The sequence below is a fragment of the Streptomyces sp. AM6-12 genome, from assembly GCF_044327085.1.
GTDB lineage: Bacteria > Actinomycetota > Actinomycetes > Streptomycetales > Streptomycetaceae > Streptomyces.
On record NZ_JBIQWN010000002.1, the window covers coordinates 882,298 to 907,206 of the forward strand.

The following is a 24,909-nucleotide window of genomic DNA, read 5'->3' on the forward strand; positions in this document are numbered from 1 at the left end:
TGCGGCCCGGCCCGGCGGTCGGGCAGACCGGGCCGAACCCGGGGTGCGGCGTTCCAGGCCCTCGCACACCCCCTCAACACCCCGGCGGAGCTGGCACAATTGAGCGAATGGGAGCAGCGACAGAGACGCGGGGCACGGAACTCGGCAGATACCTGAAGGCCCGCAGGGCGCAGGTACGCCCGGAGGACGTCGGTCTGCCGGCCGGCGCGGGCCTGCGCCGCACGCCGGGACTGCGCCGGGAGGAACTGGCCGCGCTGGCCGGCGTGAGCGTGGACTACTACATCCGCCTCGAACGCGGCCGCGAGACCAACCCCTCGCCCGCCGTCGTCGACGCCCTCGGCCGCGCCCTGCGCCTGCGCGGCGACGGCTACGAACGCCTCCACGAACTCGCGGAGCTGGCCTCCGGCCGGACCTCCGAGCCACCGGTCTCGGCGGACCACACCGTGCGCGACTCGGTGCTGCGCATGCTGGAGTCGGTACGCCCGCTGCCCGCCTACGTCGTGAGCCGCTACAACCGCGTCCTGGCCGCGAACCCGCCGGGCCGGCGCCTGCTGCCCGGCCTGTGGGACTGGTCGGACCACCAGCGGAACCTGACCCGCTACCTCTTCCTGCACCCGGTGGGCAGGACCCTCTACCAGCCCTGGGAGGACACCGTCGCCCACTCGGTGGCGCATCTGCGGGCGGTCGCCGGCGCCGACCCGGACGACCCCGAGCTGACCACCCTCGTCGGCGAACTGGTCCTGAAGTCCCCGGAGTTCGCGCGCCTGTGGGAACGGTACGACGTCTGCGAGCGCGGCGGCGGCCAGAAGCACTTCCGGCACCCCGAGGTCGGAACCATGACCCTGACCTACGAGGTGATGCGACTGGCCCGGACGGGCGGCCAGCGGATGGTCGTCTACCAGGCGGCCCCCGGCACCGCCGACGAGGCGGCCATGCTCGGGCTGGATTCCCCGGTGCGGCCTGGGACGACCGGCGCACCGGACGCCGGACGGGACCAGCACGTGACCGCCTCTCCCTGAACAGGCGGCCGTCACCTCGCGCGGACCGGCGCCGGGCGGGGTGTTCAGTGCCCGCCGTGCCGCAACCACCGCGCCCAGCGCTGGTAGCGGCTGACCGGTGGGGCGGCGGGAGCGGGTTCTTCCGGGCGCGACCGCGCGGGCGGCGGCGGTGGCGCCACGTCGCCAGGCGGCCGGAACCCTTCGGCCGGGGGCGGTGGCGGGACGTCGCCAGGCGGCCGGAACCCTTCGGCCGGGGGCGGTGGCGGGACGTCGGCGGGCGGGGGGCGGAGGCCCTCGGTCGGGTACCGCGTGGCCGCGATGCTGTCGACGATCTGCTGTTCGGTGAAGTTGTCCGAACCGGGCACATGCGGCACGAAACCGATGAGCACCCCGTCGCTGAGGACCTCCGCGTCCAGCCCCGACACCCCGTCGGTGTCCCACAGCGCCTCGATGCCCTCGTCCAGGACGACCCTGATCCCGAACTCGTAGACACCGGCCTCGACGAGATGGGCCATGATCCCCCGGTCCCGCAACGCCGCCACCACGCGCTTCGCGCGCTCCGCGTCCATATCGGCCGCATCCCTTCGCGATCGGTGACCACCCTCGACGCGTTCCTCGGGCGCAAAGGGTCCTGTGACGTTCGTACCCATACTGAGACATTCCGTTCAGCAAAAGGCATACGTTCGCCCTGCCGTCCGGCAACCACACGGCCACGATCAAGGCGGCGCCCGCCAACTCGGGACACAGCCACTACCGCGTGACCCGCACCGCACCGCGCGGCTACGCGTCGGGCGAGCCGGCCGGTTCGCCCACCGACGTACGGTTCTCGGACCACGGCAAGCGGACCGGTGCCGCCGCCGGGCACTACGGCGACCAGAGGACGAAGGTGACCTTCTGTCCCGGTCACCCGGTGCACTGCGACCTCCAGGTGCCGAACCCGCACCGCGGCACGCCCTCGAACGAGGCGTCGTTCACGCTGCGGGCGCCGGGCGGCGAGATTTCCGGCAAGAGTGGCAGGCGCCGCTGACGGTGGACTGACGCGCGGGTCCGCGGGCGGGGCGGGTCAGCCCACCCGGCGGGGGATGCCCAGCGGGTTGGCGTCCTGGAGTTCCGGCGGGAGGAGGTCGTCCGGCCAGTCCTGGTAGGCGATCGGGACCAGCCAGCGGTCGATCGCGGTGGCGCCGACCGAGGTGTGCAGCGGGGCCGTCGTGGACGGCCAGGGGCCGCCGTGGTGCATGGCCCAGCAGACGGCGACGCCGGTCGGCCAGCCGTTGTGCACGAGGCGGCCCACGCGGTGCCGCAGCGCCGCCGCCACCCGCGCGGCCGCCGCCGCGTCGCCGGCCGTGGCGTGCACCGAGCCGGTCAGGCTGCCCGGCAGGGCCGCCAGGACCTCGGTGAGCGCGTCCACGTCCGGGTACGTCACCACCAGCCCGGCCGGGCCGAAGCACTCCTCGGCCAGGGCGTCCAGCCGGTCCGCGAAGGACTTCAAGGAGAGCCGCCACACCCGCGGCGCCACCGCGAAGGAGCCGTCGCCCGCGCTGCCGGAGGCCAGCGGCACGAGGTCCGCGGCCTCGTCCAGCTCCGCCACCCTGGCCTCGTACCCGTCCCGGATCCGGGACGTCAGCATCGGCCCGGTCGTCGCCGCGCCGACCGCGGCCGCGACGGCGTCCGCCAGCGCGCCGTCCTCGGGGACGAACAGCAGGCCGGGGTTGGTGCAGAACTGGCCGGTGCCCAGGGTGAGCGACTGCGCGTACCCCTCGGCGATCGCGCCGGTGCGTTCGGCCGTGGCGCCCGGCAGGACCACCACCGGGTTGACGCTGCCGAGTTCGCCGTAGAACGGGATCGGCTCGGGGCGGGCGGCAGCCAGGTCGTACAGGGCACGGCCGCCGGTCTGCGAGCCGGTGAAGCCGGCGGCCTTGACGGCGGGATGCCGCACCAGCGCAGCGCCGGCCTCGAAACCGGTGACGAGGCCGAGGACGCCCTCGGGCGCACCGGCGTCGCGCAGCGCTCCGGCGACGACGCGCGCGACCGCGGCCGAGGTCGCCGGGTGACCCTCGTGCGCCTTGACGACGACCGGGCAGCCGGCCGCCAGGGCCGAGGCGGTGTCGCCGCCCGCCACGGAGAAGGCGAACGGGAAGTTGGAGGCGCTGAACACCGCCACCGGTCCGATCGCCTGCCGCATCCGGCGGATGTCGGGGCGCCCGGCGGCCGGGTCGGCCGGGGTGAGGACGGCCTGCACATGGCCTCCGTCCCGCAACACCTGGGCGAACAGGCGAAGTTGACCGCTGGTTCGCCCCACCTCGCCGGTCAGCCGGGCCGCGCCGAGCGCGGTCTCCGCGTCGGCGACGGGGACCAGTGAGTCACGGGCCGCGTCCAGCGCGTCGGCGGCGGCATCGAGGGCCCGCGCCCGGTCGGCGGCGGGCAGCGCGGACCAGACGGGGAAGGCGCGGGCGGCGGCGCGGGCGGCCGTGTCGACGTCCTGCGCGGTGGACACGGCGACCGGGTCGCCGACGGGGTCACCGGTACGCGGGCTGACGGCCCGCAGCGGGGCGGACGTGGGGTCGGTCATCGGTCGGACCTCCGGGTCGGACGGTGCGGACGAACTCGCGGGCAAGGAGCGGATGAACTCACAGGGAAAGGAGAGGAGTCGTGCGCGGCACCGGTCAACCCCGCGCGCCCGAACCGTCGGTGTCGTCCGCGTCGAGTTCCGGTGAACAGAAGGCGCCGCCCAGGTAGATCTCGTCCAACGGGTTGTGACGGCCTTCGAGTTCCCCGGCGAAGCGCTCGGCGTCGTCCTGGGGCGCGTAGCCCAGGGCGCGTGCCTCGTCCAGCGAGAACCAGCGGCGGGTGTTGTCGGAGACGCCCCACACCACACGGAATCCGGGCGAGGGGGCCGCGATGAGCGCCTCCATCAGGCGGGCGCAGTCGCCGGGGGAGAGCCAGGTGGCCAACTGGCGTGTGACGATGGGGCGTTCGTAGCAGCCGCCGAGGCGGACGCAGACCACGTCCAGGCCGTAGCGGTCGTGGTAGAGGCTGCCCAGGGCCTCGGCGGCCACCTTGCTCACGCCGTAGTAGGTGTCGGGGCGCGGGAAGAGATAGTCGGGCGCCTCGCCCTCGCGCGGGTGGAAGCCCACCGCGTGGCTGCTGCTGGCGATGATCACTCGGGGCACGCCGGCCCGGCGGGCCGCTTCGAGGACCGTGCGGGTGCCGTTGATGTTGATGTCCAGGATCTCCTCCCACGGCCCCTCGACGCTCAGTCCGCCGAGGTGGATCACCGCGTCGGCGCCGGTGAGGGCCTCGCGCATCGCCGGGAGATCGGTCACCGACGACCGGAGGATCTCCACGTCCTCGCCTCTCGCCGCCGGGGGCACCGGCGCCACGTCGAGCAGCCGCAGCGTCCGGCCGGGGCGGGCCAGCCGGGGCCGGAGCAGACCGCCGATCCCTCCCGCGGCTCCGGTGATCACGATGCGCTGACGCACTCGCCTCATCTCCTCCGTGGCGGCTCGGTGGCGGCCGGGCGTGTCCGTGGCCGTCTTGACCATACTCCGGAGCGAGTCTTACAGTTCGAAGGCAAGTTCGCAAATGTGGAGCCTGTCTGCATATGTAGACAGCAGGGGTGGACGACCGAGGAGTGCCGAGTGCCCATGTTCGACGGCGTGCTGTTCTTTCCGGTGACGCCCTTCACTGCATCCGGGCAGGTCGACCGGGAGGTGCTGGCCGAGCATCTGCGGCGCGGACTGGCCGCCGGCCCCGGCGGGGTCTTCGCCGCCTGCGGCACGGGCGAGTTCCACGCGCTGGGCCCCGAGGAGTACGGCGAGGCGGTGCGCACCGCCGTCGAGACCGTGGCCGGCCGCGTCCCGGTGTACGCCGGCACCGGCGGCCCACTGCCACTTGCCCGCCGGTACGCGCGCATCGCGCGGGACGCGGGTGCCGACGGTCTGCTCCTGCTGCCGCCCTACCTGGTCCAGGCCCCGGCGGCCGGACTCGCCGCCTACGCGCGCGAGGTCGCGGACGCGGGGGAGCTGCCGCTCATCGTCTACAACCGCGCCAACGCCCGCTTCGACCCCGCCACCGCGGCCGAACTGGCCCGTCACGACAGGGTCGTCGGCTTCAAGGACGGCGTCGGCGACCTCGACCTGCTCTCCCGCGTGGTGACCGCCGTGCGGCACGAACTCGCGGGTACCGGCAAGGAGTTCCAGTTCTTCAACGGCATGCCCACCGCCGAGGTGACCGTCCCGGCGTACCGGGGCATCGGCGTCACCCTGTACTCCTCCGCCGTCTTCTGCTTCGCGCCCGAGATCTCCAACGCCTTCTACCAGGCGGTCGAGAAGAGCGACGCGGCACAAGTGGAGGCGTTCCAGCGGGAGTTCTTCCACCCGCTGGTGGCGCTGCGCGACCTGGTGCCCGGCTACGCGGTCGCACTGGTCAAGGCCGGCGTGCGGCAGCGGGGCCTGGACGTCGGCGGGGTGCGGCCCCCGCTGCTCGACCCCGCCCCCGAACACCTCGACGCCCTGCGCCGGATCACCGACGCGGGCCTGGCCCTGGTGGAGGACATCACCCGATGAGCGACGCGATCCGCATCACCGGCGTCACCATCACCCCCGTCGCCTTCCGCGACCCGGCGCTGCTCAACGCGGTCGGCGTGCACGAGCCGTACGCGCTGCGCGCCATCCTGGAGGTGCACACCGATCAGGGGATCACCGGCCTCGGCGAGACCTACGCCGACGAGGACCATCTGCGCCGGCTGCGGCAGGCCGCCGACGCGCTGACCGGCCTGGACGTGCACCAGCTGGGCCGGATGCACACCGCGGTCGCGGCGGCGCTCGGCGGGGTCACCGGCAGCGACGGCCACGGCCTCACCGGCATGATCACCACCAGCGGCACGGTGGACCGGGTCTTCTCGCCGTTCGAGGTCGCCTGCCTGGACATCCAGGGCAAGGCGGCCGGACGCCCGGTCTGCGACCTGCTCGGCGGCGCCGTGCGGGACCATGTGCCGTTCAGTGCCTACCTGTTCTACAAATGGGCCGCGCACCCCGGCGCCGAGGCCGACCCCTGGGGCGAGGCGCTCGACCCCGAGGGCATCGTCGCGCAGGCCCGCCGCATGATCGACGAGTACGGCTTCACGGCGATCAAGCTCAAGGGCGGCGTGTTCCGCCCCGAGGAGGAGATGGCGTCGGTCCGTGCCCTGCGCGAGGCGTTCCCCGGCCGGCCGCTGCGGCTCGACCCGAACGCCGCCTGGACGGTGAAGACTTCGCTGATGGTCGCCCGCGAGCTCGACGGCGTCCTCGAATACCTGGAGGACCCCACGCCGGGGCAGGAAGGCATGGCCCGCGTAGCCCGCGAGGCGCCGATGCCGCTCGCCACCAACATGTGCGTGGTCGCCTTCGACGAACTCAAGCCCGCCGTGGCCCGGGACGCGGTCCAGGTCGTCCTCTCCGACCACCACTACTGGGGCGGCCTCCAGCGCTCGAAGGTGCTCGCCGGGATCTGCGACACATTCGAGCTGGGCCTGTCCATGCACTCCAACTCGCACCTCGGCGTCAGCCTCGCCGCGATGACCCATCTGGCGGCGGCCACACCGAACCTGACGTACGCCTGCGACACCCACTGGCCGTGGAAGACCGAGGAGGTGATCGCGCCGGGCGCCCTGGAGTTCCGGGACGGCTCCGTCGCCGTACCCACCGGGCCCGGCCTCGGCGTCGAACTCGACCGCGACGCCCTGGCCCGGCTGCACGAACAGTACGTCTCGTGCGGACTGCGCAACCGCGACGACACCGGCTACATGCGGCGGATCGACCCGTCGTACGAGAAGAAGGTCCCCCGCTGGTGAGGTCTCCCGGCGCTTGACAGCGGTGGTGCCCCGCCGGCGGGACCGGCGGGGCAGCGCTCACGCGCAGGCGACTCCCGGGTGACGGACCTCAGCGGATGCCGTTCCGGCGCAGGGTCGCGGCCAGTTCCGCGGCGTGCCGGGTGACCGCCTCCGCGACCCGTTCGGTCTCCTGGTCCGTCGCGTGGTCCAGCGGGATCGAGCAGCTGATCGCGTCGGTCGCCGGGATGCGGTACGACACGGTCGCGGCGACGCAGCACAGTCCGGGCGTGTTCTGCTCGCTCTCCAGCGCCCAGCCGCGGGTCCGCGTCTGCTCCAGCTCCTCGCGCAGGGCCGGACGGCGGGTGACCGTGTGCGGGGTGAGCGCCTGAAGAGGGTGCTCGGGCAGCAGCGCGTCCACCTCCCGCGCGGTCAGCTCGGCGAGCAGCGCCTTGCCCAGGGCCGTCGCGTGCGCCGGGAGCTGCCGGCCCACGCGGGAGGTCAGCCGACGGGAGTCCGTGGCCTCGCGGGTGGCCAGGTAAATGACGTTGGCGCCGTCCAGGCGGGCGTAGTGGGTGGTGTAGCCGACGTCCGCGCGCAACTGCTCGATCCGGCGCACCGCGTGCGGCAGCGCCGGGTCCCGGTCCAGGTACGCGGTGCCGCACAGCAGGGCGCGCGGGCCGATCCCGAAGCCGGCCGCCTCGCCGCCCTCCTCGACCTCGATCCACTTCAGCGCCACCAGGGTGCGCAGCAGCGCGTACAGGCTGGAGCGCGGGTATCCGGTCAGCTCCTGGAGCTGGCCCAGGGTGAGCCGCTCCGGCGAGGCCGAGAGCACCTCCATGATCTGGACGGTGCGCTCCGCCGACTTCACCGGCCCGCGACCGGCCTCACCCGTCCCGGTCATGCGTGCCACTCCCTTCGGACTTCTCGCCCGGCAACTCGGGGCTCCCCGACCGCGGCAGGCGCCCAGGCTAACGCGCGCGCTGAAAAGCATACATGAGAACTGAGTTTACATACGTAGACGTTGCTTGGTCGTCCCCGGCCCGCCGGCCCCCGGACGGCGGGCCGGGGGCGGCCATGACCCCTGTCCGACTGCTCCCAGCAGGCCGAGCAGCTTCTTCAGTCGAGAGCCGGCGCCCGCCCCGCCTACGACCGCTCCCGCAGGCCGTCGAGCAGTGCCCGCTCCCGCGGTGTGAACTGCGGGCCGTCCAACTGCGGTCGCAGCGGCCCCACCAGAGCGGAGAGCAGCACACCGGGCCGCACCAGGGACGCGGGCGGAGCCTGGAGCGCCAGCACGTCGGTCAGCGCCGTGGCCGTACGGAAGGAACCGGTCGCCGTGCGGGAGAGACGGTTGACGTACCGGTGGAGCAGCCGGTCGGCGAAGTGCGGGCTCTTCCCGGTGGTCGTGGAGAAATGGATGTCCTGCCCGACGGTCAGCGCCCACGCCGCCTCGACCGGCCGCGCGATCGCCCGCTGGGCGCGCCGCGACAACTGCGGGTCCAGTCCGCCGCGGGCCAGATCGCGCAGCGCCAGGGCGCCGCGCGCGATCACCGACAGGCCCTGGCCGTACATCGGGTTGAAGGCCGCGACGGTGTCCCCCAGCGCCACCAGCCCCGCGGGCCAGGGCTTGAGCCGCTCGTAGTAGTAGCGCCGGTTGGCCGTGCTGTGCGTGACGCTGACGTCGGTCAGCGGCTCCGCGCGTTCGAGGAGGTCGGCGATGACCGGGTGCCGCAGGGACCGTGCGAAGGGCTCGAAGGCGTCCGCGTCCCGGCTGGGCTGCCCACCGGGGGCGCCCATCAGACTGACGTGCCAGCGGTCGTCCTCGATCGGCAGGATGCCGCCGGCACGGGCGGGCTCGGGCCGGCGCGGGTCGGCGTTCACACTGACCACGGGCCAGCCGCGGGTGGGGACGGGAGCGCGGTACATACGGCTGGCGTAGACCAGCCCGGAGTCGACACGGTCCTCGGCGAGGCCGCGAACCCCCAGCTCGGCGAGCCACTGGGGCAGTCGGGAGGCCCGGCCAGACGCGTCGATCACCAGGTCGGCGCGCAGCTCGCTCTCGCCCCCGTCCGGGGTGCGGACGCGCACGCCCGTGACCCGGCGCCCGTCGCCGAGCAGCCCGATCGCCCTGCACCGGGTACGGACCTCGATGCGCGGTTCCGCGAGCACCCGTTCCCGGATCACGTGATCCGCCAGGTCCCGGCTCGCGGTCATCAGCCGATGGGTGGCGCGCTGCCAGCGCCGGTACCAGCCCTCGGGCGAGTAGACGATCATGTTGGTGGTCACCGGTATGCGATGCGCCCCCGCGGCCGCCAACTGGTCGATCACACCGGGCAGCAGTTCCTCCAGCGCGTCCACGCCGCCGGACTGGAGGAGATGGATATGGACGGCCTGGGGCACGCCGACGCGCGGCTCGGGCCCCTCGGGCAGCTCGTGGGTCTCGATGATCTCCACCGATTCCGCCCGGTCCTTGACGGCGATCGCGGCGAGCATGCCGGCCATGCTGCCTCCGATCACGACGACGCGGGCGGGGCGGTGCCGGGTGGCTTGACTCATGGTCGGCTGCTTTCTGCGGGGAAACGGTGGTGTGCGCGGAACTCTTGGACGAGGGGCGAGGCGAGCGCGAGGGACAGTGGGACCAGATCTCCGGGGCGCCAGGCCGAAGAACCGCCGCCGGCCGGCAGCCGCTCGGGGTCGGCGTGTTGCCGCTCCAGGGCGACCACGATCATGGCCGCGTCCGCGCTCGCCGCGGCGGGTTCCTCGTCCGGGCAGCGGCTCAGCGCCGTACGGTAGGCCGCGTCGCGGACGGCGGGATCACAGTGGGGAGCCAGCGCGAGGATGGCGTCGTACAGCGCCGTCTTGCGGCTCATCAGCAGCATGGCCGGGGGAGTGCGCCACCAGGGCAGCGCGGACCGGATCGCGCCGGGAGTGGCCACATCACGCAACAGCCGCCACAGCGGGGCGAGTTGACGAAGCTGCCGGACGACGCGGGCGGTGCGCGCCGCGCGGGGGCCCATCAGCGGCAGCGCGTATCCGACCGCGCCGATGACCGCGGACAGGGCGGCGAACCGCGGGGACACCTGGGAGATGAGGAAGTCCAGATCGTGACCGGTCCAGCGGGCGCCCACGGCGATCAGGCGCGTGACGTCGTAACCCACATGGAGCAGGTAGGCGGCCACGAGCAGATACAGGCCCGCCCGGAGCCAGCCGTGCACCTCCTTGGCCCAGCGCCGGCACATGACGACGTTGGCGACGGCCGCCACGCCGTGCGCCAGGAGATACGTGAGGATCATCTCCCGGATCCAGGGTGTGCGGGCGTAGTACGAGTCGAAGAGGGTGACCTGCTCCACCGGGGTGTTCCCGACCCGGAAGAGGACCACGATGGTGAGTACGGCGAGGGCGTACGCCGTCACGCACCAGCGCGCGGCGCGCCGGGTCTGCGCCGGGGGCGCCGGGCGCCAGTGGATGATCATCAGGAGGCTGGCGCCGGAGTACGAGGTGAGCGCCGCGTAGACGACCACGGCCGCGCAGTTGGTGATGCCGGTGGCCCGGTTGAGCTCGACGATGGACTGCGGGGCGGCGAGCAGCATGATGCAACCACCCGCGAACAACTGGCTGAACGCCGACCACAGCAGCGGGTCGCGCCGCCGGTGCGCGAGCGGGGGCAGCTTCAGGGCACAGACCAGGAACAGCGCGGCGCCGCCCGCGTAGTAGACGAGGTTGCCGGGTCCTGAGGCCACTGTCCTGCTTTCTCTCCTGGTCGCGCCGTGCCGGGCGGTGTGCCGGGGCGCCGCGACCGCCGGCCGCGTCGTACCGGTCGGTGTCGTACGGGTCAGCTCCGCCGGAACCGATGGGCCATCGAGGCCCCGATGCGTCCGCTGACATGGTGGGGATCGACGGGGGAGTCCGTCAGCCGCAGGGTGGCCTGAAGATCCGTGGCGAGCCGCAGGCCGAAGTGCTCGGCCTCGATCTCCTCGTCCACCCCGCGGCGGTCCGAGCGCGCGGCGTGATGCAGCGCCGCGTCCGTACGGTCGGTGAGCGGCGTGTCCGCGTCGGCGGCGGCGGATACGACGGCCAGGAGCGCGGAGAGGTGTGCGGCCCCTTCGTTCCCCGAGGCGCGGGCGGCGTGGTCCCGCGCGTCGCCCCCGCCGCGATGCCCGTGGAACATGTGCCACGCCTCGTGGCCGATGATCACCAACTGGTGCTCGGGGTCGGTGTTCTCCTCGTAGACGATCAGATCGTGGCTCGAACGGTCCACCCACAGCCCGCTGGCCGTCACCGGCGGGAAGGCCGCCTCGCGCAACCGCACCGTCCGGCCCCGTACCGCGGTCAGGGCCTGGCCGAGAAGCGGGATCACGTCCTCGCCTCCGGCGGGCGGCGGCAGACTGCCGATGAGCCGTGCGCTGAGCCGGCGCATCGCCCGTGCCGCCGCGCTCACCGGTCCCCCTCCTGGTCGTCGAGTTCCAGCAGGGCCTTCAGGGTCGCGTTGAGCACGTTCCAGCGCTCCTCCGGCAGCTCCCGCGCCTGCCGCAGCGCGAAGCCGCGCACGTCGTCGCGGCCCGGTGCGGCAGCCGGCAGGGCCGCCCGTCCCCCGGGCGCGGACCGTGCGGCGAGCATGGACCGCAACTCCCGGTTGAGGGCCTCGTCGGCCGGCGCGGTGAAGAACGCCTCGCCGCCCTCGATCCCGAAGAAGTCGACCAGGCCGTGGAGCAGTTCGACGCTGGGCACCTTGTCGCCCGCGCAGACCTGCCGGGCCCAGAACGCGGAGACCCCCAACTGCCGGGAGATGGAACCCGCGAGGTCCGACATGCGCCGGCCCGCGCGCGCCAGCCGGTCGTCCGCGAGCGCCTTGATCCGTGACCGGACCCGCTCGTTGACCGTCTCCACGGGCGGCTGCCCACCGCGCAGCAGTGTGCCGACGACGTGCTCGGGCAACGCGGTCCTGAGCGCCAGCCGTCTGGCGTCGAGGAACTCCGACCGTTCGAGGCCCTCCTGCCGGATCAGCGCGTCAAGACGCCGAAGGGTCTCGGGCAGCGGCGTCGACTCCACCGATGTGCTCCCAGAGCTCGCGGGACTGCGGCCATGCTCATGGAACCCTATGCGCAACGGGCGTGAGTTCAAGATCGTTTCTCGGCCAAAGAGCGATCGCCGGGGCACCGGACCGGCATGACCCGTGAGGTAATCGCGCCGCCGGACCGGGCGCGGCACAGTGGGGCCATCGGGTTCCGGGCCGGCGCACTCCGGTCCGGAACCCGATCCGATGTGTACGGGCGGCTCCGGCCGGCGCCTGCCGACAGGCCACGGCGGCGCCTGATGACGGGCCCCCGTGGCAGCGGCGGAGAGGGCAGGCCGCTCCGGGCACCCCTCCACGTTCCCGGCGGCCGACGCCGGTGAGGCCGGATGGCGGAGTCCGATCCGGGGTGAGCGACCCCCGCGGGGGAACCTGCTCGTGGACGTGTTCTCGGCGTACTCGAGAGCGGGAGGGCAGGCGGACGATGGCCACCACGATGGGCGAGTCCCGTGTCGGCACGGCACGGCCGAGCAGTATCCGGTTACCGGGCATCGTGCTCGGCGTGGGGCTGGGCGGCTTCGTCGACGGCATCCTGCTGCACCAGCTCCTCCAGTGGCATCACATGCTCAGCAGCACCAACCACGACCACATCGGAGTGAAGTACTACGACCCCCGCACCGTCTCCGGGCTGGAGATGAACACGGTGTGGGACGGCGTCTTCCACGCCGTGTGCTGGATCGCCGTACTGCTGGGCCTGGCCATCCTCTACTCGCGGGTCACGCACAACCGGCGGGCGGTGTGGACCTCGCGCGTCCTGTGGGGCTGGGTGCTTGTCGGCTGGGGCCTGTTCAACCTGGTCGAGGGCATCCTGGACCACCAGATCCTGGGTATCCACCATGTGCGCGGCGGCCCCTACCAGGCATGGTGGGACGCCGGGTTCCTGGTCGTGGGCGGACTGCTCCTGGTCGCCGGCTATCTGCTCCAGCGCGGCGGCCGGCCCGTCGACCCGGACGCCCGCACCGGCCGGAAGGACCCGCGCGCCTGATGGATCACGACATGCCCGCCGGGGCGCACGACGCGGGCGGCGGTCTCCTCGGATGGCTGCCGTCCGCGCTTGCCTTGCTGTCCGCCGCCGGCGCCTACCTCCTGCTGGTCCGCCGGGCGCGCCGCCGCAATCCGGCCCTGGGCTGGAGCCGGTGGCGCACGGTCAGCTTCCAGACCGGTATCACGCTGCTCGGCGCCGCCCTGCTGCCGCCCGTGGCCCCCTTCGCCCACCACGACTTCCGGGGCCACATGGCCCAGCACATGCTGATCGGCATGTACGCGCCGCTCGCGCTCGTCCTGGCCGCGCCCGTCACCCTCCTGCTGCGGACCCTGCCCGCGTCCCGCGGCCGACAACTGACCGCCGTACTGCACAGCCCGCCCGCCCGGATCGTCGCCCATCCGGTGCCCGCGCTGCTGCTGTCCACGGGCAGCCTGGCCGCCCTCTACTTCACCCCCCTCTACGACATGGTCACGGGCGACCCGGCGGCCCACTGGCTCCTGCACGCCCACTTCCTGCTGTCCGGCTGCCTGTTCGCCTACGTCATCGCCGGTCCCGACCCCGCCCCCTCCCGGCCGGGCGTACGCGCACGGCTGGTCCTTCTCGGTGTCGCGATCGCCGCGCACGCGGTGATCTCCCAGCTGATCTACGGCGGGTTCTGGGTGGACATCCACGCGCCCATCGATCAGGTCCAGGCGGGCGCGGAGATCATGTACTACGGCGGAGACATCGCCGAACTCCTGTTGGCCGCCGCCCTGGTCGCGACCTGGCGTCCCGACCGACCCCGCCGCCCGGCCCCCGTACCGGGCGACAGCGCCGGCACGGCGTTCGCCCCGGCCGTCGACCGGGGGCGGCGCAGCGGTCAGCCGTGTCCGAGGGTGCTCTCGCGGCGCACCAGGGTGTAACCGGCGTGGACCCGGCGGGCCTGCTGCCCTGGGGCGCCGTCGAGTTGGGAGAGCACCGACTGCACGGCCATCCTGGCGATGGACGCCTTGTCGGGGGAGACAGAGGTGAGGGTGACGGCGCCGAAGCGGCCCTCCACCACATCGTCGAACCCGGCGACCGCGACGTCCTCGGGGACACGCAGCCCGCGTTCGGACAGCACCCGCATCGCGCCGATGGCGATGAGGTCGTTGTAGGCGAACACCGCGTCCGGCCGGTGGCCCGCGTCCAGCAGGCGCGCCATGGCCGCCGCCCCGTCGGCGTGCCCCCAGCCGTCGGTGGCCGCCACCAGCCGGTCGTCGGCGACGAGTCCCGCCGCGTCCAGTTCCTCGCGCCAGCCGCGCAGCCGAAGATGGGCGGGCTGGCTGCGGCCGCGCCGGGCGCCCAGGAAGGCGATGTCCCGCCGTCCGAGGGAGACCAGATGGCGCACGGCCTCGCGGGCGGCGGCGACATTGTCGATGGAGATGTGGTCGTAGGGCAGGTCGTACTCGCGCTCGCCGAGCAGGACGAGCGGGACCGGCGCCCGCTCGCGCAGGTCGTCCGCCTCCAGTTCGATGGGGCTGAGGATCAGCCCGTCGATCACCCGGCTGCGGAAGCCCTGGCAGACCAGGGTCTCCTGGTCGCGGCGGCCGCCCGTGTGGTCGAGCAGCACGGTGTAGTCGTGCTCCGCGGCGGCGTCGACCACTTCGGCGGCCAGCTCGGCGAAGTAGGGATTGCCCAGCTCGGGCAGGGCCAGGGCGACGATCCCGGTCCGGCCCTTGCGCAGGTGCCGGGCGGTGAGGTTGGGCCGGTAGCCGAGCTCGTCGATGGACTTCTGCACCCGCGCCCGCATCGCGGGGGTGACATGCGGCTGGTCGTTGACCACGTTGGACACGGTCTTGATGGAGACACCCGCGTGCGACGCGACGTCCTTGAGGCTCACCCGCACGATGTTCCTCCCCGTCCGCCAAGAGGGACGCCGCCCGTTTTCCCACGTTATACGGGGCCGCGCTCCGCCCTGGCAAGCGCGCTCAGCGGCGGGCAGCGGGGAATGGGTGCGGGAGCCGCGCAGGATTCCCGCCCCCTTTCAACTCGACGACACGACTCAGCACCCAATGTGACGGTAAATCAGATAAGGGGGAACTTCTGCGCGGTGGAGCCGTTGCAGTCCCAGATCTGGAGGCGGGTGCCGTTGGCGGTGGCGCCGCTGGGGGAGTCGAGGCAGCGGCCTGACTGGGGGTTGAGGAGTGAGCCGTCGGCCTGCTGTACCCATTTCTGTCCGCCGACGCCGTTGCAGTCCCACAGCTCGACCTTGGTGCCGTCGGCCGTGCCGTTGCCGTTGATGTCCAGGCAGCGGCCGAGGGTGCGCAGCGAGGCGTCGACGTTGTGGTACCAGTGCTGGTCCACGGCCCAGGACTGGCAGTCCCACAGCTGTACGGCCGCCCCGTCGCTACCGCTGTCGTCGGCGGCCACGTCGAGGCACTTCGACCCCGTGCCCACGACCGGTGCGCCGCCGTTGACGGAGAACTTCTGCGCGGTGGAGCCGTTGCAGTCCCAGATCTGGAGGCGGGTGCCGTTGGCGGTGGCGCCGCTGGGGGAGTCGAGGCAGCGGCCTGACTGGGGGTTGAGGAGTGAGCCGTCGGCCTGCTGTACCCATTTCTGTCCGCCGACGCCGTTGCAGTCCCACAGCTCGACCTTGGCGCCATTGGCCGTGCCGTCGCCCTCGATGTCCAGGCAGCGGCCGATCGTGCTGAGGGAACCGTCGGCGTTGTGCTGCCAGTGCTGGTCCTCGGCCCACGTCTGGCAGCTCCACAGCTGTACGGCCGTGCCGTTGCCGCCGGTGTCGTCCGCGGCGACGTCCACGCACGCGCCGCCCGGCCCGGTGATCGTGCCCTGCGGCCCGTTGGGCACGTCCGTCTCACCGGAGTAGCCGACCGAGACCACGTTCGCCTGGACCGCGTTCTCCGCGGCGTCGGTCGGGTAGCCGGCGACCATCACGCCCTCGAAGAAGGTCCCCCGGTTCCAGTTGCTGTTGTCACCGCCCGTGCCCAGGATGATGCCGCCCTCCTGGTGCATGGGCCGGTAGCCGCCGCGGGTGGGCAGACCGCCGTTCCACCACGTACTCAGCGCCCCCGACTGGGAGTTGCCGCCCTTGAGCGCGTATGTCGTCTGCCCGTCGTTCTTCAGCATGGCGGTGACGAAGGGGCTGTTGTTGCCCCGGTTGGCGGTGTTGGAGCCGTTGTCGCCCTGGAACATGCCGTTCTCCATGTCGGCCTCGACCCACGGCCCCGAACCGGTGCACGGCGCGAAGTAGCACGTGGTGGCGATGGACACGGCGTCCATGTGGCCGTTGCCGGTGTCGGCCGGGGTGCTCTCCGCGTTGCCGTAGTCGAAACAGCAGTCCGAGCCGACATGCGTGCCGCTGGCCACCATGTAGGCGCCCTCCGGCTGTCCGTTGACCGCGACACCGGAGGCCACCCCGGTGTAGCGGTAGCCGACGCCCGGCGAGATCCAGATGCCGTACACCTTGTGCCCGCCCGCCGTCACCGCGATCTCGCTCGCGTCCGCGCCGCGGTCGGCGCCCATGCCGGAGGTGCCGGCCGGGCCGGGGGTCAGATCGTTGTGCCGGGAGGTCTGGTCGTAGACCTTGGTGATCCGGCAGGTGGTGTTCTGGCAGAACGCGTCCTGCTGCGCGGTGTTGGCGTACCCGCCCGCCGACAGCAGCCCGATGTCCGCGCGGGCCCCGTCCGAGGCACGGGTGACCTGGTACAGGGGACCGTTGTACGACGACAGCAGGGCGCGCGTCGTGCTGTGCGCGGCGACACAGGGGGTGCCGGCGGCGCCGTAGATGTCGCACGGCAGCGAGCCCGCCGCCTGCGCGGCGCCGGGCAGGGCGATCAGCGCCCCGACGACGAGCCCGACCGCCGCGAGGGCGGACAGCAGATGGCGCACGGGACGGAGGACCGCCCACCGCGCGGACCGGCGGGAACCGCCTGCCGCGGGGGATTTCTCTCTGCGCATGGTGTGCTCCCGGTGCTGGGGGAGAGGGGGGAAGCGAGCCCGGCCCGCCGGGGCGGCGGCGGAGCCCACTCGGCTCAGCGCCTTCGCGGCGCCGGGCTCTGCCAACGTTGTAAATGGGATCCGCCACATGACAGCACAGCCCCCGCACGGGCGTCCATCCCCGTGCGCGAATCCGGCGGCACCCCCGGCCACGGCCCGCGGAGAGACGTAATCCCGCTGTCGGAAAGGGAGTTGGCAGCCCTGATGGCGCGGTCAGCGCGGAAATCCGGTGCTCGGGAACCTGGGCCGGGTTTGACGTCCCCTCAATGCCTACAACGTTGAAATGGAGCGCCTGCACATCAAGGCGGCCAGCCCCGACCAGAAGATCGGCCGGGCCGGCGGCTACCTCCGGGGCACCGACATCACCGAGCGGACCCTGCTGGACACGCTCGCCGCCGCCCCCGTCGCCCCCGCCTCCGCCGCCGAAGCGCCGGAAGGCGAAGCGCCGGAAGGCGAAGCGCTGGACAGCGAAGTCCCCGCGTCGATCCCCGGCGACGACCCGGCGCGGGCCCAAGAACGCCCGTCTGCCCCGGCCATGCCGCACAAGGAGCCCCGATGCCCCTACGGCGTGGGCTGCCCCCGGGCCGCCGGACCGGGCCCGGCCGGCCCGGCTGCTCCAGGCGTACGGCGTCTACGCCGCGCTGCTCGTCCTGTTCGCCGTGGCCGCCGCCCTGGGCACCTCGTTCCTGTCGCGGGCAACGTCCGCATTCAGCTCTTCCAGGCCGCCCCCACCCCCATCGTCGCCCTCGGCATGGCCCTGGTCATCGGAACCGAGGGCGACGACCTCTCGGTCGGCGCCGTCATCGCCCTGGCCGCCTCGGTCGTCCCCCTCTACAGAGGACCGGCACGGCTGAACCGGCGGCCGCGGTACGGCTGCCGCCCTGCCGGCGCCGCCACGCCCGCCGGCTCCGTCCTCGCGGCAGACGCGGAACCAGTCCGTCATGTGGTCATCCTCACGGTCACGCCGTGTCTCCATGCCCCATTGACCGGGGAATGGCCCCCCTCGCCGTGCCGGGCCCGCTCTCCGCCCGGCCGCCGGAGGCTCCAGGGCCGTCCGGGGCCGGCTCCGGCTTTTGTGCGAGCCTGTTCGGCTGGGTTAATCTGCGGCGTATTTTCCCGTCACGTGAATCCGTGAACTGGGGAAACGCACAGGTGAACCGCCGGGTCAGGCCGCGTGCCCGGCGATGGTGCCGAGCCCTCCGTGCGAGGGCTCCTTGGGGAGCGGAATGAGGGGCGCATGGCCGGCAAGGCGACGGGGACGACCGACGCGGTACCGGGCGACGAGGAACTGAGGAGACTGCTCGCGGGGTTGACCGCCGTCCGCGACGGCGACTTCGGCACCCGGCTGCCCGATGACTCCTCGGGACTGATGGGGGACATCGCCACCGTCTTCAACGGCATGGTCGACCAGTTGTCCGTCTTCACCTCCGAGGTCACCCGCGTGGCCCGCGAGGTGGGCACCGAGGGCACCCTCGGCGGCCAGGCGCAGGTGCCGGGGGTCTCGGGCACCTGGGCCGACCTGACCGACTCGGTCAACGCGATGGCGGGCAACCTCACCACCCAGGTCCGCGACATCGCCCAGGTGGCCACCGCCGTGGCCAAGGGCGACCTGTCGCAGAAGATCGACGTCCCGGCGCGCGGTGAGATCCTTCAGCTGAAGGAGACCGTCAACACGATGGTCGACCAGCTCTCCGCGTTCGCCGACGAGGTGACCCGTGTCGCCCGCGAGGTGGGCACCGAGGGCCGGCTCGGCGGTCAGGCGCAGGTGCCGGGCGTCGCCGGGGTCTGGCGCGACCTCACGGATTCCGTCAATTTCATGGCCGGAAACCTCACCGCCCAGGTGCGCAACGTCGCCCAGGTCACGACCGCCGTGGCCCAGGGTGACCTGTCGCAGAAGATCACGGTGGACGCGCGGGGGGAGATCCTGGAGCTGAAGTCGACCATCAACACGATGGTGGACCAGCTCTCGGCGTTCGCGGACGAGGTGACCCGTGTCGCCCGCGAGGTGGGCACCGAGGGCCGGCTCGGCGGCCAGGCGGACGTCAAGGGCGTCAAGGGGACCTGGCGGGACCTCACGGACTCGGTCAACTTCATGGCCGGAAACCTCACCAACCAGGTGCGTAACGTCGCCCAGGTGGCCACCGCGGTGGCGCAGGGTGACCTGTCGCAGAAGATCACGGTGGACGCGCGGGGGGAGATCCTGGAGCTGAAGTCGACCATCAACACGATGGTGGACCAGCTCTCCGCGTTCGCCGACGAGGTGACCCGCGTGGCCCGCGAGGTGGGCACCGAGGGCCGGCTCGGCGGCCAGGCCCAGGTGCGGGGCGTCGCCGGCACCTGGAAGGACCTGACCGACAACGTCAACGTGATGGCCTCCAACCTCACCGGTCAGGTCCGCTCCATCACCCAGGTCGCCACCGCCGTCGCCAAGGGCGACCTCTCGCAGAAGATCATGGTGGAGGCCAAGGGCGAGGTCGCCGCGCTCGCCGACGTCATCAACACCATGGTCGACACCCTCTCGGCGTTCGCGGACGAGGTGACCCGTGTCGCCCGCGAGGTGGGCACCGAGGGCCGGCTCGGCGGCCAGGCCCATGTGCCCAACGTGGCCGGCACCTGGAAGGACCTCACCGACAACGTCAACTCCATGGCCAACAACCTCACCGGCCAGGTGCGCAACATCGCGCTGGTGACCACCGCCGTGGCCAGGGGCGACCTGTCGAAGAAGATCGACGTCGACGCGCGCGGCGAGATCCTCGAACTGAAGACGACCATCAACACGATGGTGGACCAGCTCTCCGCGTTCGCCGACGAGGTGACCCGTGTCGCCCGCGAGGTGGGCACCGAGGGCCGGCTCGGCGGCCAGGCCGAGGTCGAGGGCGTCTCCGGCACCTGGAAGCGGCTCACCGAGAACGTCAACGAACTCGCCGGGAACCTCACCCGGCAGGTCCGCGCCATCGCCGACGTCGCCAGCGCCGTCGCCGAGGGCGATCTGACCCGGTCCATCACCGTCGACGCCTCCGGCGAGGTCGCCGACCTCAAGGACAACATCAACTCCATGGTGGAGTCCCTGCGCGAGACCACGCGGGCCAACCAGGAACAGGACTGGCTCAAGACCAACCTGGCCCGCCTCTCCGGCCTCATGCAGGGCCACCGCGACCTGCACGTCGTGGCCGAGCTGATCATGGACGAGCTGGTGCCCCAGGTCTCCGCCCAGTACGGCGCCTTCTACCTCGCCGAGGACGGCCCCGCCGGCCCCGAGCTGCGGCTCGTCGGCTCCTACGGCCGCCCCGACGGGGACGAGCGGCCCGAGCGGATCCCCTTCGGCCGCTCCCTCGTCGGCCAGGCCGCCCGCAGCCGTCGTACCATCGCGGTCGACGAACTGCCGCCCCGGTACGTCACCATCTCCTCCGGGCTCGGCCAGATCGAGCCCACCGCGCTGCTCCTGCTGCCCATCCTCTTCGAGGAGCAGGTGCTCGGCGTCATCGAGCTGGCCTCCGTCACCCGGTTCACCGCCGTGCAGCGGGACTTCCTCCAGCAGCTCGTGGACACCATCGGCGTCAACGTCAACACGATCGTCGCCAACGCCCGCACCGACGAACTGCTCGAAGAGTCCCAGCGCCTCACCAGCGAACTCCAGTCCCGCTCCGCCGAGTTGCAGGCCCAGCAGGAGGAACTCCAGCGCTCCAACGCCGAGCTGGAGGAGAAGGCCTCGCTGCTCGCCGAGCAGAACCGCGACATCGAGGGCAAGAACCTCCAGATCGAGCAGGCCCGGCAGGAACTGGAGGCGCGCGCCCAGCAGTTGTCGCTCGCCTCCAAGTACAAGTCCGAGTTCCTCGCCAACATGAGCCACGAGCTGCGCACCCCGCTCAACAGCCTGCTCATCCTGGCCCAGCTGCTCGCCCAGAACCCCTCCCGCAACCTCACCCCGAAGCAGGTCGAGTACGCGGGCATCATCCACTCGGCGGGCTCCGACCTGCTCCAGCTGATCAACGACATCCTGGACCTGTCCAAGGTCGAGGCCGGCAAGATGGACGTCACGCCCGAGCGGGTCCCGCTGCGCCAGCTCATCGAGTACGTCGAGGCCACCTTCCGGCCGATGACCTCGCAGAAGAGCCTCGACTTCACCATCACCACCTCCGCCGGCGCGCCCGCCGACCTCCTCACCGACGACTCCCGGCTCCGGCAGATCCTGCGCAACCTGCTGTCCAACGCGGTGAAGTTCACCGAACAGGGCGGGGTCGAACTGCGCGTCGAACCCGCCACCGACGACGAGGTGCCGAGGGCCGTGGTCCGCGGCGGCGCCGTGGTCGCCTTCCGGGTGAAGGACACCGGTATCGGCATCCCGGAGCAGCAACTGGAGAGCATCTTCGGCGCGTTCCAGCAGGCGGACGGCACCACCAGCCGCAAGTACGGCGGCACCGGGCTCGGCCTGTCCATCACCCGCGAGATCGCCCATCTGCTCGGCGGCGCCGTCACCGTCGACAGCACACCCGGCAAGGGCAGCACCTTCACCCTGTTCCTGCCCGTCGCCCGGCCCGACTTCGACGAACACCTGCGCGGCGTCCACGACGCCGCCGAACCGGCCGCGCTGGAGCGCCCCGACGACACGGAAGCGCACGAGCTCAAGGCGGCACCGCCCCTGGTCTCCGCGAAGCGGCCGCGCGCCCGCAGGCTGCTCGTCGTGGAGGAGCGGCCCCGCGGCCTGCTGACCCTGGTCGCCGAGAGCGTCGTCGGCGACCTCGACCACGGCCACGCCGACGGCATCCCCGTCGACATCATCACCGCGGTCGGCGCCCAGGAGGCGGCCGGCGCCCTCGCCGCCGAACCCTGCCACTGTGTCGTGGTCGAACTGGGCGCCCCCGACGGGGAGTCGGCCCGGTTCCTGGCGGCGCTGCACGGCGACTCCGCCCTCGCCGGCGTCCCCGTCCTGGTGCACAGCGGCTCCCACCGCGCCGAGTACCCGCAGGCGGAGCCGGGCGGCTCGCTTGAGTACCTCTCCAGCCTGGACGAGCTGCGGGAGCGGATCGCCCTCCACCTGTCCGCGGAGGAGCCCGGCGAGGTGCTCACCTTCGTCCGCGGCGAGGAACTCCAGCACACCCCGGCGGAGCTGGTCGACGAGCACACCCGTGGCCGTACCGTGCTCGTCGTCGACGACGACGCGCGGAACCTGTTCGCGCTCAGCGGCATCCTCGAACTGCACGGATTCCGCGTCCTGCACGCGGAGAACGGCCGCAAGGGCATCGAGACGCTGCTGAACAACCCGGACGTCGAACTGGTCCTGATGGACGTGATGATGCCCGAGATGGACGGATACGCCGCCACCGCCGAGATCCGCAGCATGCCCCGGTACGCCGACCTGCCGGTGATCGCCGTCACCGCGAAGGCCATGCAGGGCGACCGGGAGAAGAGCCTCGCCTCCGGCGCCAGCGACTATGTGACGAAACCCGTGGACACGCGCGACCTCATCGCCTGCGTCCGGCGCTGGCTGCCCGCATGATGCGGGAGAACGACGCCGCGCAACCGTCCCTCCGCAGGCCGAGGAGTACCCGTCCGGTGACCACCCAGCCGTCCGCCGACCCCGGCACGCACTCCGCCCGGCAGACCGACCCGCAGACCGGATCGGGCACCGGCGCGCTGAGCGGCGTGCCCGCCCCGCTGCCGCCTGCCGAGGAGGCGGTGGCAGGCGTACCCGAGAACTCCCCGGTGGGCAGGCTCGCGGCCACCGTGGAGCGGCTGCGCCGCGAGGTGCGGACCGCGCAGGCGGAGGCCGAGGGCCGCGCGCTGATCGAACTGGCCAAGGGCATCCTGGTCGAACGGCTGGGCTGCGGCCCCGCCCAGGCCGCCCGGCAGCTCGCCGAACTGACCGAACAGGCCCAGGTGACACCGCTGGAACTCGCGGTGGACGTCATCAACCAGGCGGCCAAGGACCGGGTCGCCGAGGTGACCGAGGCGTTCCTGTCCACGACCGCCGGCCCCGGCGACCCGGAGGACGGCTCCGCCGCCGTACGGCTGCGCGCCGCCGAGAGCGGGGTGCTGGCCGCCCACGACACCGAGGCGATGGCCGCCTCCCTGCTCGAACACGCGCTGCGCCCGCTCGGCGCCGTCGCCGTGGCCATCTGGGCGGCCGGCCCGGACGGTTCGCTGACCCTGGCCGGCAGCGCCGGTTTCACCCCCGCCGAGGCGGCCCGCTGGTGCTACGTCCCGCCGGACGTGGCCACGGTGGCCCGCCGCGGCCTGACCGAGCCCGACGGACAGTGGCTGCCCTCGCTCGCCGAGTCCGGGCTGCCCACCATCGGGCGCCGCGAATACACCGACGGCGCCCGGATCGCCGTACCCGCGGGCGCGGGCGGCCGCATCCACGGCGTCCTGGAGATCGCCTGGCCCAAACCCGAGGAGCCGCTGCCCCGCCAGGTGCTGCGCCAGGTGGAGACGCTCGCCGAACTGTGCGCGCACTCCCTGGACGACTTCGTGCCCACCGCCGTGCCCCGGTGGGAGCCACGGGTGATGCCCGACGTCGCCGAGCTGATGGACCTGGCGGACGGACTGCACGACCCGGCCCTGGTGCTCGTGCCGCACCTCGACGACGACGGGCAGCTCGTCGACTTCCGCATCCAGCACGTCAACAACCGCTTCCTCGACCCGGCGGGCCGGCCGCGGGCCGTCATCGGCGGCGCCCTGCTGCTGGAGGCCTACCCGATGGCCGCCGGCACCAGCGAACTGTTCCAGCGCGTGGAACGGGTCTACGCCACCGGGGAGCCGTTCCGCGCCCAGCGAGTTCGGCTCACCGCACTGGTCGACCAGGTCCCGCTCTCCGCGGTCGCCGACATCAGCATCAGCCGGCACGGCTCCAGCCTGCTGCTCATCTGGCGCATCGAGGACGAGGCCGCGCGCCTGGCCAGCCTGCTCCAGCACGCCCAGCGGCTCGGCCGGATCGGCGGCTTCGAGGAGAACCTGCTGACCGGCGAGATCACCTGGAACGGCCAGCTGTACACCCTCTACGGCCGCCCGCCGACCAGTTCCCCGGTCGCCCTGGAGGAGCTGCCCGCCCACGCCCACCCGGACGACGCGGTGCAGATCGGGCGATTCCTGCGCACCCTGCTGCACCACCGCCGGCCGGCCTCCGCGGCCTTCCGGCTGCTGCGGCCGGACGGCGTGTCCCGGCACATGCGCCTGGTCGCCGAGCCCGTCCTCGACACCGACGGCCAGCTGTTCGGGGTGCGCGGCGCCTACCAGGACATCTCCGCCCAGCACTGGACGGAGGTCGCCCTCGCCGCGACCCGCGACCAGCTCGCCCACACCGAGCAGCAGGCCGCCGAGCGCAACCGGCTCACCCTCCAGCTCCAGCACGCGATCATGCCCCCCGCCCAGGCACCGCTGCGCGTGCCCAGCCTCCAGGTGGCGGTGCGCTACCGGCCCGCCGAGACCGAGCACATGGTCGGCGGCGACTGGTACGACGCGGTGGTGCTGCCCTCGGGACTCGTCCTGCTGTGCGTCGGAGACGTCGCCGGACACGGCATAGAGGCGGCCACCAGCATGGTCGTCCTGCGCAACGCGCTGCGCGGCCTCGCCGTCACCGGCGCGGGACCGGCGCAGCTGCTGTCCTGGCTGAACATCGTCGCCCACCATCTGACGGGCGCCGTCACCGCGACCGCCGTGTGCGGACTGTACGACGGCGAACGCCGCACCCTGCGCTGGGCGCGGGCCGGTCATCTGCCCCCGGTCCTGGTGCGCGACGGCGAGGCCACCGCGCTGCCCATGCTCAGCGGCCTCCTGCTGGGCGCCCTGCCGGAGGCGGTCTACGAGGAGACCGAGCTGGAGCTCGCCGCGGGCGACACACTCCTCATGTACACCGACGGCCTGATCGAACGCCGGGACCGCTCGGTGGAGGAGTCCCTCTCCCACCTCCTGGCCACTGCCCGCTCGGGTCCCCGCCCCCTGGACCAGCACCTGGACCGACTGCTCACGTACAGCAGGTCGGACACCGACGACGACACCTGCATCGTGGGGATCAAAGTGGACTGAGGGACCGCGGGCCCCGAGCGGACGGAGCGACGTCACTGCCCGCGTAACC

The 24,909-nt window shown here is 72.7% G+C and carries 19 protein-coding genes; 9 read left to right on the top strand and 10 right to left on the bottom strand.

Annotation, left to right across the window (positions count from 1 at the left end; translation table 11 throughout):
- The first annotated feature begins 107 nt into the window (after positions 1-107).
- On the top strand, positions 108-1,019 hold the full coding sequence (locus tag ACE4Q9_RS32400; RefSeq protein WP_397988072.1) for a helix-turn-helix domain-containing protein: 912 nt from the start codon (positions 108-110) through the stop codon (positions 1,017-1,019).
- Between the two features lie 44 nt (positions 1,020-1,063).
- Here ACE4Q9_RS32400 and ACE4Q9_RS32405 read toward each other — a convergent pair whose 3' ends face one another.
- A complete protein-coding gene (locus ACE4Q9_RS32405) occupies positions 1,064-1,567 on the bottom strand; it encodes a hypothetical protein (RefSeq protein WP_397988073.1) in 504 nt (167 codons plus the stop codon).
- Between the two features lie 188 nt (positions 1,568-1,755).
- Here ACE4Q9_RS32405 and ACE4Q9_RS32410 point away from each other — a divergent pair, with 188 nt between their 5' ends.
- Positions 1,756-2,025: a hypothetical protein gene (locus ACE4Q9_RS32410; protein ID WP_397988074.1), complete on the top strand. Its 270-nt coding sequence runs from the start codon at positions 1,756-1,758 to the stop codon at positions 2,023-2,025.
- Between the two features lie 36 nt (positions 2,026-2,061).
- Here ACE4Q9_RS32410 and ACE4Q9_RS32415 read toward each other — a convergent pair whose 3' ends face one another.
- Both ACE4Q9_RS32415 and ACE4Q9_RS32420 read right to left on the bottom strand, forming a co-directional pair.
- Positions 2,062-3,567 carry an aldehyde dehydrogenase (NADP(+)) gene (locus tag ACE4Q9_RS32415; RefSeq protein ID WP_397988075.1) on the bottom strand — a complete coding sequence of 502 codons (1,506 nt, stop codon included), beginning with the start codon at positions 3,565-3,567 and terminating at the stop codon, positions 2,062-2,064.
- Between the two features lie 94 nt (positions 3,568-3,661).
- Entirely contained in the window at positions 3,662-4,477 is an 816-nt protein-coding gene (locus ACE4Q9_RS32420; RefSeq protein WP_397988076.1) for an NAD-dependent epimerase/dehydratase family protein, read from the bottom strand.
- Positions 4,478-4,642: 165 nt separating this feature from the next.
- Here ACE4Q9_RS32420 and ACE4Q9_RS32425 point away from each other — a divergent pair, with 165 nt between their 5' ends.
- The gene (locus ACE4Q9_RS32425) at positions 4,643-5,563 is read left to right on the top strand and encodes a 5-dehydro-4-deoxyglucarate dehydratase (RefSeq protein ID WP_397988293.1); all 921 of its coding nucleotides are present in this window, start codon (positions 4,643-4,645) and stop codon (positions 5,561-5,563) included.
- A complete protein-coding gene (locus tag ACE4Q9_RS32430) occupies positions 5,560-6,828 on the top strand; it encodes a glucarate dehydratase family protein (protein WP_397988077.1) in 1,269 nt (422 codons plus the stop codon). The genes ACE4Q9_RS32425 and ACE4Q9_RS32430 overlap by 4 nt, the downstream gene beginning before the upstream one ends.
- An 88-nt stretch (positions 6,829-6,916) precedes the next feature.
- Here the strand turns inward: ACE4Q9_RS32430 and ACE4Q9_RS32435 are convergent, their stop codons facing one another.
- From ACE4Q9_RS32435 to ACE4Q9_RS32455, 5 genes are all read right to left on the bottom strand, one after another.
- Positions 6,917-7,708: an IclR family transcriptional regulator gene (locus tag ACE4Q9_RS32435; protein WP_397988078.1), complete on the bottom strand. Its 792-nt coding sequence runs from the start codon at positions 7,706-7,708 to the stop codon at positions 6,917-6,919.
- Positions 7,709-7,950: 242 nt separating this feature from the next.
- On the bottom strand, positions 7,951-9,360 hold the full coding sequence (locus ACE4Q9_RS32440) for an FAD-dependent oxidoreductase (protein WP_397988079.1): 1,410 nt from the start codon (positions 9,358-9,360) through the stop codon (positions 7,951-7,953).
- A complete protein-coding gene (locus tag ACE4Q9_RS32445) occupies positions 9,357-10,544 on the bottom strand; it encodes an MAB_1171c family putative transporter (protein WP_397988080.1) in 1,188 nt (395 codons plus the stop codon). Before ACE4Q9_RS32445 ends, ACE4Q9_RS32440 begins: the two co-directional genes overlap by 4 nt.
- 92 nt (positions 10,545-10,636) lie before the next feature.
- Positions 10,637-11,242: a toxin-antitoxin system, toxin component gene (locus ACE4Q9_RS32450; protein WP_397988081.1), complete on the bottom strand. Its 606-nt coding sequence runs from the start codon at positions 11,240-11,242 to the stop codon at positions 10,637-10,639.
- Positions 11,239-11,853 carry a hypothetical protein gene (locus ACE4Q9_RS32455; RefSeq protein WP_397988082.1) on the bottom strand — a complete coding sequence of 205 codons (615 nt, stop codon included), beginning with the start codon at positions 11,851-11,853 and terminating at the stop codon, positions 11,239-11,241. The genes ACE4Q9_RS32450 and ACE4Q9_RS32455 overlap by 4 nt, the downstream gene beginning before the upstream one ends.
- 446 nt (positions 11,854-12,299) lie before the next feature.
- On the opposite strand from ACE4Q9_RS32455, the gene ACE4Q9_RS32460 reads away from it, so the two are divergent.
- Both ACE4Q9_RS32460 and ACE4Q9_RS32465 read left to right on the top strand, forming a co-directional pair.
- Entirely contained in the window at positions 12,300-12,860 is a 561-nt protein-coding gene (locus ACE4Q9_RS32460; protein ID WP_397988083.1) for a DUF2243 domain-containing protein, read from the top strand.
- Complete coding sequence (locus ACE4Q9_RS32465) at positions 12,860-13,762, top strand: cytochrome c oxidase assembly protein (protein ID WP_397988084.1); 903 nt, start codon at positions 12,860-12,862, stop codon at positions 13,760-13,762. The genes ACE4Q9_RS32460 and ACE4Q9_RS32465 overlap by 1 nt, the downstream gene beginning before the upstream one ends.
- Here the strand turns inward: ACE4Q9_RS32465 and ACE4Q9_RS32470 are convergent.
- The gene (locus ACE4Q9_RS32470; protein ID WP_397988085.1) at positions 13,720-14,727 is read right to left on the bottom strand and encodes a LacI family DNA-binding transcriptional regulator; all 1,008 of its coding nucleotides are present in this window, start codon (positions 14,725-14,727) and stop codon (positions 13,720-13,722) included. The genes ACE4Q9_RS32465 and ACE4Q9_RS32470 overlap by 43 nt on opposite strands.
- Positions 14,728-14,906: 179 nt before the next feature.
- Positions 14,907-16,799: an arabinofuranosidase catalytic domain-containing protein gene (locus tag ACE4Q9_RS32475; protein WP_397988086.1), complete on the bottom strand. Its 1,893-nt coding sequence runs from the start codon at positions 16,797-16,799 to the stop codon at positions 14,907-14,909.
- A gap of 322 nt (positions 16,800-17,121) precedes the next feature.
- Between ACE4Q9_RS32475 and ACE4Q9_RS32480 the strand changes: the two genes are divergently transcribed.
- The 3 genes from ACE4Q9_RS32480 (at position 17,122) to ACE4Q9_RS32490 (ending at position 24,860) form a co-directional block, all read left to right on the top strand.
- Positions 17,122-17,973, top strand: a complete 852-nt coding sequence (locus ACE4Q9_RS32480; protein WP_397988087.1) for a hypothetical protein — start codon at positions 17,122-17,124, stop codon at positions 17,971-17,973.
- 102 nt (positions 17,974-18,075) lie between these two features.
- Positions 18,076-22,335: a HAMP domain-containing protein gene (locus tag ACE4Q9_RS32485; protein ID WP_397988088.1), complete on the top strand. Its 4,260-nt coding sequence runs from the start codon at positions 18,076-18,078 to the stop codon at positions 22,333-22,335.
- Positions 22,335-24,860 (top strand): SpoIIE family protein phosphatase, encoded by a 2,526-nt coding sequence (locus tag ACE4Q9_RS32490; protein ID WP_397988294.1) that lies wholly within the window; start codon positions 22,335-22,337, stop codon positions 24,858-24,860. Before ACE4Q9_RS32485 ends, ACE4Q9_RS32490 begins: the two co-directional genes overlap by 1 nt.
- The last annotated feature ends 49 nt before the right edge of the window (positions 24,861-24,909 follow it).

Coding starts and splice junctions, on each gene's coding strand:
- ACE4Q9_RS32485 (WP_397988088.1), top strand. CDS start 18,076: ATGGCCGGCAAGGCGACGGGGACGACCGACGCGGTACCGGGCGACGAG.
- ACE4Q9_RS32475 (WP_397988086.1), bottom strand. CDS start 16,799: ATGCGCAGAGAGAAATCCCCCGCGGCAGGCGGTTCCCGCCGGTCCGCG.
- ACE4Q9_RS32435 (WP_397988078.1), bottom strand. CDS start 7,708: ATGACCGGGACGGGTGAGGCCGGTCGCGGGCCGGTGAAGTCGGCGGAG.
- ACE4Q9_RS32490 (WP_397988294.1), top strand. CDS start 22,335: ATGCGGGAGAACGACGCCGCGCAACCGTCCCTCCGCAGGCCGAGGAGT.
- ACE4Q9_RS32405 (WP_397988073.1), bottom strand. CDS start 1,567: ATGGACGCGGAGCGCGCGAAGCGCGTGGTGGCGGCGTTGCGGGACCGG.
- ACE4Q9_RS32460 (WP_397988083.1), top strand. CDS start 12,300: ATGGCCACCACGATGGGCGAGTCCCGTGTCGGCACGGCACGGCCGAGC.
- ACE4Q9_RS32425 (WP_397988293.1), top strand. CDS start 4,643: ATGTTCGACGGCGTGCTGTTCTTTCCGGTGACGCCCTTCACTGCATCC.
- ACE4Q9_RS32415 (WP_397988075.1), bottom strand. CDS start 3,567: ATGACCGACCCCACGTCCGCCCCGCTGCGGGCCGTCAGCCCGCGTACC.
- ACE4Q9_RS32400 (WP_397988072.1), top strand. CDS start 108: ATGGGAGCAGCGACAGAGACGCGGGGCACGGAACTCGGCAGATACCTG.
- ACE4Q9_RS32440 (WP_397988079.1), bottom strand. CDS start 9,360: ATGAGTCAAGCCACCCGGCACCGCCCCGCCCGCGTCGTCGTGATCGGA.
- ACE4Q9_RS32465 (WP_397988084.1), top strand. CDS start 12,860: ATGGATCACGACATGCCCGCCGGGGCGCACGACGCGGGCGGCGGTCTC.
- ACE4Q9_RS32480 (WP_397988087.1), top strand. CDS start 17,122: ATGGAGCGCCTGCACATCAAGGCGGCCAGCCCCGACCAGAAGATCGGC.
- ACE4Q9_RS32430 (WP_397988077.1), top strand. CDS start 5,560: ATGAGCGACGCGATCCGCATCACCGGCGTCACCATCACCCCCGTCGCC.